The sequence below is a fragment of the Kitasatospora sp. NPDC050543 genome (assembly GCF_044457565.1).
GTDB lineage: Bacteria > Actinomycetota > Actinomycetes > Streptomycetales > Streptomycetaceae > Kitasatospora.
On record NZ_JBITGZ010000059.1, the window covers coordinates 1 to 11,595 of the forward strand.

Genomic DNA, 11,595 nt, shown 5'->3' on the forward strand with positions numbered 1-11,595 from the left:
GACGATCCCGATGGAGCAACCCTGCCGCCCGACCGCCCGCACTATGCCTCACCAGCGGAAATACGCCGATCACGTCCGATAAGACAACGGCTTCTAACCGGCTCCCCAGGGCCTGAACTGGCCGTCATGAGAGTCTCTGGAATCAAGGAGCAGCGGCCACAGGCCCGTGCGGGTGCGCTCGGCGTGCAGTTGTACCCAGAGATCGGCGGTGGCCGGCCCGTCACTCATCCAGAGAGCTTGGACGTCACCATCGCCTTCATCTGACGTGATCATCCGGCCGGATGGGAGTGCGGTCCTGACGACAGACAGGAGCTCAGGCGTCATGAGCAGATGCTAGGCCCGGACTCCGACACTGGACGGCCTGGTGCCGGCGAGGAGCCTGGCTGCCAGCCGACGCCCGGGCGGCTTTCGTGGTACTGAAAACCTCGGGCGGGCCTACGCCTGCACGGAGGATCATGCCAGCATGGCACATCACTCCTACGTCCGGTTCGGCTCGACCAACGCACTGCTGTGCCGGGACTCCTACTACCCGGACGTCGCAGCCTTGTTCTTCGAGGATGACCGCTACCACCGGGTGACGGCGGACCCGGACGGAGGGTACGGCTACGGCTACGCGACGACGATCCGCGGGATGGCCGAACGGCTCGACCTTCAGGGCATCACGCCCGACGTCGCCCTGCGCGACCTTGAGGCTGGCCTGAAGTCCTGGGCCGAGAACTATGCCGTCGACCCGGAGGAGACGGACCCACCGCCGGCCAACAGCACCACGGTCGAGCGCAGGATCCGCTTCCTGCTGCGCACTGAGGTCGACTCGTGGCCCCGCGAACTGCGCGTCTGGAGCGCTCTCTTCCGCAGCACGAACGGCATCGCAGAAATCGTCGATCGCCTCCACTGGCGCATGGACACCCGGAACCTGATGCGACTGTTGCTGCACTGGTCACCGGACCAGGACGCCGAACTCGTCCTCGACCTGCGCGAGCTCACCGGCTGCTGCGTGGAGATGGACCCCGAGCAGCCGATCGCGAGGATGGCCCGTGACGAGCAGCTGCAGGTGGCGACCCGGAACCTCCCCTTGGTGGTGATCACGGAGGGCTCGACCGACGCGCGCCTGCTGTCGGAAGGCATGAAAGTGACCCACCCTCACCTGGTCGGCTTCATCCGATTCTTTGACTACGGCGCCGCCCGGCCCCCTTCCGGCGTCGACGGGACCGCCGCCATCTTCAAAGGGTTCGTCGCGGCCGGCATCGGCAACCGGTTCATCATCCTCGCCGACAACGACGCCGCCGCCCACGGAGGACTCGCCAAACTCAAGCAGGGCCGCTGGCCGTCGGAGTGCCGGATCCTGCACTACCCGGCCCTCCCCCTGTTGAAGGCGTACCCCACCCACGATCCCGCCACCGGGGCCTCCGCCATCCAGGACGTCAACGGCCGGGCTGGCAGCCTGGAGATGTACTTCGGGCGGGACGTCCTCACCGATGCCAACCGCGACCTGATGCCCGTTCGCTGGACGGCGGTCGAGCCGAAGACGGGCCTGCGCCAGGGGTCGCTGAACGGTGCGGACAAGCGCGCGGCGCAGCAGAGGTTCGAGGCGAAGCTCAAGGCCCTGGGCTCCGGCCGGGCGACGGGGACCGAGGACTGGAGCGGGATCGGCGCGATCATCGACTCGATCGTCCGCGCCTTCCAGTGAGCGACGGCTGGCAGCCGCACGCGCTGACACCCTGGTGGGCGCGGGCAGTCAGGCGGTTTCGTCGAGGAAGTTCTTCACGACCGGGGCGGCCCGGTGCCGGTTGAGCTCGGAGCGCAGACCGGTGAGGGTTTCGCTGCCACGCGCGGAGCTGACACCGCCCATGAGGTCGACGGAGCGTTGAGCGGCTTCCACGGCTCCGTCCAGGTCGCCGAGTGCGAGATGTGCCCCGGATTCCCGGGCAAGGTAGATGGCGGTGCCGCGTGGTTCCTTGCGCGGGTCGTACGGGTCGTGGTGGGTCGAGGCGGCCGAGAAGTAAGTCAGGGCCCGCTGCGGGTCGCCGAGGCTGAGGGCGGCCGAGGCGGCGGCCTGGAACACCTCGCCCGTGGTGATCCAGTACATCGACTGCAGGTCATCGTCCGGAGAGGTGCCCTGGCCGTACGCGGCGAGTGCATCGTCGATCGCCCGGTAGGCGGCGGTGGGTTCCTGAGCGATCGAGTGGGCGCGGGCCTTACGGATGTGGAGCATCGTCAGGACGCGCGGCGAGGTGATGTCTGCGCGTTGGGCCAGGGCGCCGTCGACGAGGTCCAGTGCCCCGCGGGGGTCGGGCCGCTGGCTGGAGTACCTGACGTTCGCCCAGAAAGCGAGTGTGGTCGCTCCGGCCGTACGGTCGCTGGACCCGGCGGCGGCTCGCAGGGAGGCCACGAAGTGCTTCTCGGCGGCGGCGCTCTGGCCGCTGTCGAACGCGCACCAGCCGGCCAGCCTGCTGGCTTCCGCCGCGCAGGCGTGGAGGCGGCGGCCGGTCGCTTCGGTGTAGGTGTTGTCCCGCAGCAGGCGGGTGATGAGACGGCTCTCGGCGCGGGCCGCGTCGTAGACGTGATCACTGCCGAGATCGTCATCGAGGTGACGGAGCTCGTTGAGCCGGCTGTCGAACCGGTCGGCGACAGCGGCTCCGACCTGGCGACCGCCGAAGGAGCGGGCGGGAGCGGGTTCGGCGGTGGCCCACTGGGCAAGGACCGCTGCGACCGTGGCGGTCGTGGCGATCAGGAATCCGCGTCGGTCGAGCTCCACGAGTCCTCCGGCGTCTTCGAGTGCTTGGATGGTGCCCGCCGGAGTCCAGGGCGACTCCCAAATGGTGCTGTCGTCTTGTAAGGCGAGCAGGAGCCAGTGCGGCCAGGGCCTGGCATAGACCTCGCGGCTGTCTATCCCCAGGACGTCGGCCATCGCCAGCTGGGTCGAGACGTTCGGGGTCTGCGGGCTGTCCGGGCGGGTCCAGCGGCTGACCTTCTCCTTGCGGACCGCCATGGCCCCGTACCCGAGGTCCTTGTGTTTGGCAGCGACGCGGCGAAGGCAGAACTCGCTGGTCCATCCACGCAGGGCCAGTACCTGGTTGAGCGGGTGCCGGTCTTCCAGAATCGCGCTCATGCTCGACCTCCCGGGAAACGGAGCCCCAGTCTGCGCGCCACGGGGCGGTCGGGCAACGGCTCCGGCAACCGGAAGCAACCGGAGCAACTGGCGGCAACCGGAAGCAACTTGAACTGTCTTCACGGCGGCGCCGGTGCGCGCTGTGATGGTGCCCAGCCCGGCAGCACGACGCCGAGTGCACAACGGAGGGGCACCGTTCGACCTCCCGACCGTTCCGGGGCCAGCAACCAGCACGCCACGCCGGCCTCGGAAGAACCGATTCCGATCCGCCTACGCGAAGGAAACCGTCATGGAGCAGAACACCGAGATCGTCGCCGTCACCGAGGTCTTCACCACCCCCGAGGTCGCCGACCTCGGCGAGGTCTCCGAGGTCACCCTCGGCAGCGGCGGCTTCAACAACCCTGACCACACCATGTACTACCAGGGCTGACCCGCCGCCGGCGCTGAATGGCGCCACCTCGGGTGAACGCGCGCCCGGGACGGGCTGGCCCTCACGGACCGGCCCGTTCCGGGCGCGCGTCGCCGTATCCGGACCGTCCCCAGCAGGGAGCCCCCGATGAGGCACGTCACAGGCACAGTCACCCGCGCAACCCCGCCCACCGCCGGCCCGCGCCCGCGGGGCGCGGAGGCGATCCACGAAGACGGTCTCCTGCAGGCCTGGGCCGTCGGTCACGGTCCCGAGGAAGTGCTGCGGGCAGTGTCCCGGGACGGCACCGCGGAGGTGATCCTCGTCGGTGCCTGTCTGCCCACCCCCCAGGAGGCCCGGGGTGCGATGGACGCGGCCGTGCGGGGCCACTGGCACGTGGCCGGTCGGCTGTCCGGCTCCTGCCTGGGGATCGTCAGGACCGGCCGCACTGTTCGGATCATGGGGACCCGCGCCGCCACCGTTCAGATCCACTGGACCGCCACCACCGAGGCGGTGACCTGGTCGACGTCCGCCGCCGCCCTCGCCGCCCTGACCGGCGCGGCCCCGAACCTCGTTCGGCTGCTGGCCTCGGTCACCACCTGGGGGGTGGAGCCCGGCGCCGACGGCTGGTTCGACGGCGTCCACCGTGTCCCGCCCGGATCGGCGTTGACCCTCGCCCCCGACGCCCGGCCCACGCTCGAACGGCTTCCCCTGGCGGGCGGGCGCCCGTTCGCCGACGCCGCCGACGCCCTGCGCCACGAACTGCCCCTCGCGGTCGGCCGCCGCGCCCTGTCCGGCTGGCCGTGGTCGGCCGATCTGTCGGGTGGTGTCGACTCCAGTTCGATCGCCTGCCTGGCCGCCACCTACACCGACCTCACCGCCGTCACCTACGTCGACGCCGCGATGGCCGGCCAGGACGACAGCCGCTACGCCGCCGAGATCGCCGCCGCGCACCCGGGCATCACCCGGCACGTGGTCGACGGCCGCCTCGGCGGCAGCAGGCACTTCGACGCTCTCACCGACCTGGCCGGGCTACCGTTCACCGACGCTCCCGCCTTCGGCGTGGGCATGGTCGGCATCCTCGCCGCCCAGCTCGCCCCAGCCGTGGCCGCCGGCAGCGCCGGGCACCTCACCGGCTGGGGCGGCGACAACGTCCTGGACGCGTTCGCCTCACCCGCCGACCGCTACCGCCGCGGGTCCCGCCTCGCGGCCCTGCGCGACGCTCACCGGCTCGCGCGCGAGCGCCGCAGCGCCGCCCACCCCGTCCTGCGCGCCGTCACGGCCGCCGCACGGAGCACCTACCCCAAGGCACTGGCCGACCTCGCCGAGGTGGTGCTCGCCGGACCCGCCCCGCGCGTGCTTCCCGACGCCGCCGACCTGGCCCGCTGGTGCGGCAGGCCGGGCGCCGCCCGCTGGCTCACCCCGGCCGGACGGACCGCTGTGGCCGACCTCGTCGGCGCCCTCGCGCAGGGCGCCGACCCCGCCACCGGGCCCGGTGCTCTGCGCGAACGCCTCGCCCTGGAGGCCACCGGCATCGAACACGCCAACCTCGACGCCCTCACCCGCGCCCGGTTGGGCCTGCCGCTGCACGCCCCGTTCCTCGACACCCGGATCGTCGACATCTGCCACGCGGTCCCCGCCTGGGAGCGTCGCCGCCCTGGCGACTTCAAGCCCCTGGCCCGCGCCGCCCTCACCGGCCTGGTCCACGCCCCGGTCCTGGCCCGCCGTACCAAGACCGCGTTCAACGGCGTCTACGACGGCCTGCGCGCCAACGCCCCCGCCCTGCGGGCTCTCCTCACAGGATCGGCGCTGGCCCGCTCCGGTCTCCTCGACACCACCGCCGTCCTCGCCTCCCTGGACCGCACGATCCACGGCTCCCCTGTCGACCTGGGCAGCCTGCACGCCCTGATCGCCGTCGAGGTGTGGCTCTCCAGCCTTTCCACCGGGTTCGACACCTGGTGGGAGCCGGTCCCGGCCCAGGGGAGCAGCCGATGACCGGCCCCCGCATCCACGCCGCCCGCGGCCCGGGTGGAACCGCCGTACTCGACCTCGCGACCGGCCGCTGGAAGATCCTCGACCCCGTCGCCTCCGACCTCCTCGACCTGCCGACCGCCGAACCCGAACGGGCCGCCGCCATCGAGCAGGCCACCGCCCGGTGGGCCAGGGCTGGCGCCGACCCCGACCGGGTCCGCACCGACCTGCTGCGCGTCGCCGCCGACCTCGACCGCCTCCGTGCCGGACGCCCCGTCCACCACACCCCGCCCAGCCCCACGCCCGTCGTCCGCTTCACCCCCACCGCGCGCCCCGCCCTGCGCCACCGCGTCGCTGCGGGCATCGCCCTGGCCACCGCCCTGCTGCTCCTGCGGGCCGTACCGGTCAGGCATGTCGTCACCGTCGCCCGCGCCGCGGCCCGCCTGCCCGGCCGTCCCGCCCCCATCCACGACGCCGAAGCCGTGCTCGCCGCCGTCCGCGCCACCGGAACATGGTGGCCGGGCCGTATCGCCTGCCTGGAGGAATCCCTGGCCTGCCACCTCGCCGCCGCCCTCACCGGCCTCCGCGTCCACTGGGTACTGGGAGCCCGGTTCTCCCCGAGCGGAGCCCACGCCTGGGTCGAAGCCGACCGGCACGTGGTCGGGCAGGACGAGCACGACCGCCTCTGGCCCTACCTGGCCGTTCTTACGATCGGCCATTCGAACATGTGATGGACGAGGGGTACTTCAGGATTCGCCCGTATCCACCCGTACGGCCCAGCCGTTGCGGACGACGTGACAGACACACAGCCCCGCATCCCGACCGCCCGCCACCACCGCACCCCCCTCGGGGAGCGGCTCGACAACCGCCTGCGCCGCCGACAGCGGCCAGCCCCCGAACCGCTCCCCACCTGGGCACTCGGCAGCGAACGCCACGAAGACCGCACCGACGGCCTGCTCACCATGGCCCGCACCTTGCCCCGCCTCATCCGCACCACCCTGACCCTGGCCTGGCAAGCCGACCGCACCGCGCTGCTGCGCCTGGTCGGCCTCCAGCTCACCGCCGGCGCGCTCACCGCCGCGGCGCTCCATCTCACCCGGACCGCGCTGACCGCGCTGTTCGCCACCGGGGCGCCCCTGGACCGCCTCGACCGCGCCGAAGGCGGCCTGCTGGCCCTGGCCGCCGTCGCCGTCGCCCGGTCCCTGACCGGCGCCGCAACCGTTGCCACGACCGCCCGCCTGGGCCCCCGGGTCGACGGCCGCGCCGAGCTCGCCTACCTCGACGCCGCCACCCGCGTCCCCCTCGACGCCTACGACGACACCGCCTGGTGCGACCACGGCGAAGCCGCCAATCGCGCCGCCAAGGACGCCCACACCATCCTCGAATCCCTCCTCGCCGTCACCGGCTCCGCCCTCGGCATCACGGCCGCCACCGGCGTCCTGCTCGGCCTCGACCCGCTGCTGGCGCCCCTGCTGCTCCTGGCTGTCCTGCCCCGGGCCTGGGCCGCCGCCCGCGCGGCCCAGGCCGCGCACCGCGCCGACCGGCACGCCGTCGGCGACCGCCGGACCCGCCACATCCTCATGTACCTCGCGGCGGGCCGGACCACCGCCCTCGACGTCCGGGCCGGCACCATGCGCCCCTGGCTCCTCGACCAGTACCGGACGGTGAGCCGCCGCCTGGAGGACCACACCGCACGCATCGGCGCCGACACCGCCCGCCGTCAGCTCGCCGGTGACACCCTCGCCGGTGCGGCGACCCTGCTGGTCTATGGAGCGTTGCTGTGGCTCGCCGTTCACGGCCGGATCCCCACCGCCGACGCCGCGACCGCCCTCATCGCCGTCCAGACCAGCCGCGCGCTCCTGACCGGCATGGCCACCGGCCTGACCACTACCTACCGCATGGGCCTCTACCTCGACGACTGGGCCACCTTCCTGACCGACGCCCGGGCCCGGACCACCCTCCCGGCCGCGCCCGCGCCGGTGCCCGAGAACCCCGCCGTGATCCGCGCCGACCGCGTCTCCTTCACCTACACGGGAGCCACCACCCATGTCCTCACCGACATCTCCCTCACCGTCCGCCGCGGGGAGATCCTCGCCATCGTCGGCCACAACGGCGCCGGCAAGTCCACCCTGGCCCGGCTCCTCGCGGGCCTCTACACCCCCACCAGCGGCGCCGTCACCTGGGACAACACCGACCTCACCACCGTCGACCCGGGCGAACTGTTCTCCCGCCTGGCGATGCTGCCCCAGGACATCGCGCGCTGGCAGGCCACCGTCCGCGAGAACATCACCCTCGGGCAGGGCGACCAGAACGACGACGCGGTCCTGGCCGCCGCCGGCGCCGCCGGCGCCATCGAGGTCATCGACTCACTGCCCGACGGCCTCGACACCCACATCCGCCCCTCCCAGTCCGGCGGCCGGGACCTCTCCGGCGGCCAGTGGCAGCGGATCGCAGCCGCCCGTGCCTACGCCCGCCGGAACGCACCCCTGCTGATCTGCGACGAACCCACCAGCGCCCTCGACCCCCGGGCCGAACAGGCCGCCTACGACCGCATCCGCGAACTCGCTGCCGACCGGACCGTCATTCTCATCACCCACCGTCTCGGCTCCACCCAGCACGCCGACCGCATCATCGTCCTCGACCACGGCCGCGTCCTCGAAGAAGGCACTCACGCCAGCCTCCTGGCCGCCGAGGGGGAGTACGCCGCGATGTGGACCACCCAGGCCAGCGCCTACGCCCCCGTCCCTGTCGGGCAATGAACCTGACGCATTCCCGAGCTGGCCAGGTTCTTCTCCCAGTGGTGGCAGTAGAGCTGCTGGGAGGTCGGCGCGGCGACCCTGCTGGCCGACCACATCCGGGCCGTCGCCGAGCGGGCCGGGCTCCCGTGGACGGCCCGATCGCAACGCGGCTGCCCCCGGCGGAAGGTATCCGCCGGGGGCAGCGCCCGTCTGCGGCTCGGGCCTGGGGGTGACACCTGTTTCTGAGCCTGTGTCCGCGTCACCTGTATGCCGACAAAGCATCCCCCGGGAAGACCGCGGCGAGAGTCAGGGCGAGCCGTCAGTACCCCGTCCCGTAGAGGTGCTTGTCCCACTCGCCGGGCCAGACCCACTCGTACATCACCCGCCGCGCCCAGTAGCACTGGTTGATGCCGCGCTGGTACTCCTCGGACTTGGGCGCGTTCTCCGACAGTTCGTTCCAGCGCCGCACCCAGTACGAGTCGGCCTCGGAGGCCAACACCGTTGCGTTTGGGTCTTGAGCTGCACGTCAAGCCCTGCTGAATGACGCAACGGGACGTCCTGATAGATCAACTTGTGCTGAGCAAGGTGATCATCGGGAGTCCCGTTGCAGGAGAAGTCTGTCATCACGCGCACGGTCGAGACAGCCGGGGGTGTGTACGCACCCGGTCACCTGGGACATCAAAAAGGCCGCTCCCGCCAGAAGCGGAAACGGCCTACGACCTGCGGTTACGCAAGTCGGGACGACAGGATTTGAACCTGCGACCCCTTAACCCCCAAGGCGTTTCCGCAGTTCAGAGGAGTCCGTAGACACGCCGTGCATGCAGCCGAGCCTCTTCTGCTCGGCTGCATGCACGGCGTGTGGTCCCGCTTTGGTCCCGCCGCGAGACCAGAAGCACGTCACAGGTCGCCCGCCTTCCCCAGGCGCATGGATCACGACGGCGCCCCTACCCGCGCGGAGCGTGGTCAGGCCACCGCCGCTACCGCGGTGCATGCCGTGGCGAGCCAATGCCGCCGCAGCCGCGGGACGCGGAAGAGCACTGCGGGCTTGGTAGGGAGAGAATTGGCGTCGCCCCCCTGCCGGCCGTGCCGATCGGCGCGGGCCGGTCGGTAGCTACCCGGCCGATGCCCTCCGCCATGGAGACCCTTCAGATGTGCAACTACTCGAAGAGGTCTCCGTCCTCGATGTGCGTGGGCTCGAAGCTGGGCGATCCGCACATGCGAGGCGATAAGGAAGAAAATGACTAGCCTCAGGGGCTTTATACAAATATGGCTTGTCCGAATTTGTCAGATATGATATATTGCACATGACCCGCTGAAGTGGCATTGAGAGATGAGCAGTTCGCCGTACAGCGCAATGCAAGCCAGGTTGATGGGCAGAACCGTCAAGCACTACTTCCGCCCAACCTTCCGGGTTCGGAATTCTGCGGACGATTCCAGCGGGCACCTTCACTTCGACGCGTTTCTCGATCAACTGCCAGCGCGCCAATCCAAGTTTGAGCCTAGACCTAGGACATGGCTGGTGATCGGCGGTGCGGGCAGCGGAAAGAGCACCGCCGTCCTGCAATGCGCGATTGCACTCATGGCCCGTGAAACCCCCTGCGCCATCGTCGACAATCGTACGATTAGGCAATTGAACGTGCACGGCTTGGAAATCAAGGAAGTTGCCAAGCAATTACGCCCATCGGGCGTCGACGAGAAATTGTGGAAAGCTCATATTAAAAAGAGCCGCATAGTCTTCCTAATCGACGCATTGAACGAAATAGAGCGCGAGTTCGAGGGTTCGCCTGAGTGGAAGTTCATATGGCAACTGGTGGCGGGGTCGCATGACTTTACGGTGGTTGCGACATCCCGCCGTGAAGTCGACGACTTTGATCGAACCATCCTCCGCGACGTCGAAACCCTATCCATCGATCCTCTGGGCGAGCAGGACATCGAGAGCTATCTGGGAATGCGGGAGGGATCGACAGCTGAAGCGCTGGCCGAGATCAAGTCGGGCGATTTGCTGGGTATAGCGTCCAACCCGTTCATGCTGTCACTGCTGACCGACTGGCTGCTCGGCACGCGATCCGTGAGCGACCGAGAGATACCCCGTAGCCGCGCGGACTTACTTCGAGAGACCGTGGTACGTCCCAACAATGAGGGCAGGTTTGGTAGAGCGGAGAGGGATGCGGCAAAGCGCGGGCTCGGCATGGAGGCGGCGCTGTGCGCCGCAGCATCGGCCGTAATCACCGCCGGCAAGGGCAACGCGGACTTCCTCACCCGGGACGTGGAGGCACTGCTCGGCCGGGTGTGGGAGGACAGCGGCGAAATCGCCAACATAGTGAAGGCGTTTCTGGACACGCAGATGGTGGAGCCCCTCGGATATATAGAGGACGGCCAATACAGCCTCATCCACCCGGCCTTCGTGGACTTCGGGCTGGCCCTCGCGTGGCAGAACACAGGTCCGCCACCCGTCGTACTAGATCCCGCCTACCTCGACCAGTGCCTAGGCGACTGGGTTGGCCTGCAACCCGACCCGGACACCGCCGTGCTCAACCTGCTCGCCCCGGGCGTCAAACCGCTCCCGCCCGAACTTATGGTGGACGTCCTTCTGGCTAACCGAGGCGTGCTGGGCGACGAGGTGCGCGGGGCGCTGTGGCAACAACTCGGCCGCTGCTTCAATCAGGGGCGCCAGACACGCAACCGCCTGGCCGGGGCGCTGGCTAGCCTGCCTCCGACCTTGCTGCGTGACGGGCTCCAGCGTGGTCTGCTGCGGGCGCTCAACGCCGAGGACCCGGAGCTCGCGGATGACATCTTTGCCGCGCTATGGAACGGGTCGCTGGACGCCCAGGTGCTCCAACGGCTACGCCAGACCCACCAGCGGAACAAGGAGGAGCCGACAGCAAAGGAACCCGGCCGCGACGAGTCTCTCGCCGCGGCGAAGCGGGCGTCGCTGCGTGGGCATGCCGATCCACGCGCGCGCCGACGCAGCGCAAAATGGCTGAGCGCCAACAGCGATGTGCGGGACGTTGGCGATCTGCGGGCAGCGATGTTGGACGACCCAGACGCCATAGTCCGCGGCATTTGCGCCACCACGCTCGGGCGAATTGGCACACATCGGGCCGTCCCCGACCTCATAGAGGCCACTGAGGACGACACCGATGCCAGAGTGCGCGGATCAGCTGCCAACGCTCTCGGCCACATCGGCCACCCCCAGGCGATCCCCGCGCTCACCACCGCCCTCACCGGCGACACCGATGCCAAAGTGCGCGGATCAGCTGCCAACGCTCTCGGCCGCATCGGCCACCCCCAGGCGATCCCCGCGCTCACCACCGCCCTCACCGGCGACACCGATGCCAAAGTGCGCGGATCAGCTGCCAACGCTCTCGGCC

The 11,595-nt window shown here is 70.2% G+C and carries 9 protein-coding genes; 7 read left to right on the forward strand and 2 right to left on the reverse strand.

Translation table 11 applies throughout. From position 1 onward, the window contains the following. The first annotated feature begins 126 nt into the window (after positions 1 to 126). Together ACIBH3_RS34525 and ACIBH3_RS34530 are read left to right on the forward strand one after the other, a co-directional pair. Complete coding sequence (locus tag ACIBH3_RS34525) at positions 127 to 264, forward strand: hypothetical protein (protein WP_396316080.1); 138 nt, start codon at positions 127 to 129, stop codon at positions 262 to 264. 199 nt (positions 265 to 463) lie between these two features. Next, the gene (locus ACIBH3_RS34530) at positions 464 to 1,687 is read left to right on the forward strand and encodes a HEPN/Toprim-associated domain-containing protein (protein ID WP_396316081.1); all 1,224 of its coding nucleotides are present in this window, start codon (positions 464 to 466) and stop codon (positions 1,685 to 1,687) included. Between the two features lie 48 nt (positions 1,688 to 1,735). On the opposite strand, the gene ACIBH3_RS34535 is transcribed toward ACIBH3_RS34530, so the two are convergent. Continuing rightward, positions 1,736 to 3,109: a transcriptional regulator gene (locus tag ACIBH3_RS34535; protein ID WP_396316082.1), complete on the reverse strand. Its 1,374-nt coding sequence runs from the start codon at positions 3,107 to 3,109 to the stop codon at positions 1,736 to 1,738. A 289-nt stretch (positions 3,110 to 3,398) separates the two neighbouring features. On the opposite strand from ACIBH3_RS34535, the gene ACIBH3_RS34540 reads away from it, so the two are divergent. The 4 genes from ACIBH3_RS34540 to ACIBH3_RS34555 all read left to right on the forward strand — a co-directional run bounded on the left by ACIBH3_RS34540 (position 3,399) and on the right by ACIBH3_RS34555 (position 8,245). Beyond that, positions 3,399 to 3,539, forward strand: a complete 141-nt coding sequence (locus tag ACIBH3_RS34540) for a lasso RiPP family leader peptide-containing protein (protein ID WP_396316083.1) — start codon at positions 3,399 to 3,401, stop codon at positions 3,537 to 3,539. Between the two features lie 126 nt (positions 3,540 to 3,665). After that, the gene (locus tag ACIBH3_RS34545) at positions 3,666 to 5,510 is read left to right on the forward strand and encodes an asparagine synthase-related protein (RefSeq protein WP_396316084.1); all 1,845 of its coding nucleotides are present in this window, start codon (positions 3,666 to 3,668) and stop codon (positions 5,508 to 5,510) included. After that, positions 5,507 to 6,217 (forward strand): lasso peptide biosynthesis B2 protein, encoded by a 711-nt coding sequence (locus tag ACIBH3_RS34550; RefSeq protein ID WP_396316085.1) that lies wholly within the window; start codon positions 5,507 to 5,509, stop codon positions 6,215 to 6,217. Before ACIBH3_RS34545 ends, ACIBH3_RS34550 begins: the two co-directional genes overlap by 4 nt. Positions 6,218 to 6,280: 63 nt before the next feature. Beyond that, on the forward strand, positions 6,281 to 8,245 hold the full coding sequence (locus tag ACIBH3_RS34555; protein ID WP_396316086.1) for an ABC transporter ATP-binding protein: 1,965 nt from the start codon (positions 6,281 to 6,283) through the stop codon (positions 8,243 to 8,245). A 298-nt stretch (positions 8,246 to 8,543) separates the two neighbouring features. Here ACIBH3_RS34555 and ACIBH3_RS34560 read toward each other — a convergent pair whose 3' ends face one another. Next, complete coding sequence (locus ACIBH3_RS34560; RefSeq protein ID WP_396316087.1) at positions 8,544 to 8,723, reverse strand: hypothetical protein; 180 nt, start codon at positions 8,721 to 8,723, stop codon at positions 8,544 to 8,546. Positions 8,724 to 9,554: 831 nt separating this feature from the next. On the opposite strand from ACIBH3_RS34560, the gene ACIBH3_RS34565 reads away from it, so the two are divergent. Next, the coding region (locus ACIBH3_RS34565) for a HEAT repeat domain-containing protein (protein WP_396316088.1) at positions 9,555 to 11,595 on the forward strand (2,041 nt) is incomplete at its 3' end.

Coding starts and splice junctions, on each gene's coding strand:
- ACIBH3_RS34525 (WP_396316080.1), top strand. CDS start 127: ATGAGAGTCTCTGGAATCAAGGAGCAGCGGCCACAGGCCCGTGCGGGT.
- ACIBH3_RS34530 (WP_396316081.1), top strand. CDS start 464: ATGGCACATCACTCCTACGTCCGGTTCGGCTCGACCAACGCACTGCTG.
- ACIBH3_RS34550 (WP_396316085.1), top strand. CDS start 5,507: ATGACCGGCCCCCGCATCCACGCCGCCCGCGGCCCGGGTGGAACCGCC.
- ACIBH3_RS34540 (WP_396316083.1), top strand. CDS start 3,399: ATGGAGCAGAACACCGAGATCGTCGCCGTCACCGAGGTCTTCACCACC.
- ACIBH3_RS34545 (WP_396316084.1), top strand. CDS start 3,666: ATGAGGCACGTCACAGGCACAGTCACCCGCGCAACCCCGCCCACCGCC.
- ACIBH3_RS34535 (WP_396316082.1), bottom strand. CDS start 3,109: ATGAGCGCGATTCTGGAAGACCGGCACCCGCTCAACCAGGTACTGGCC.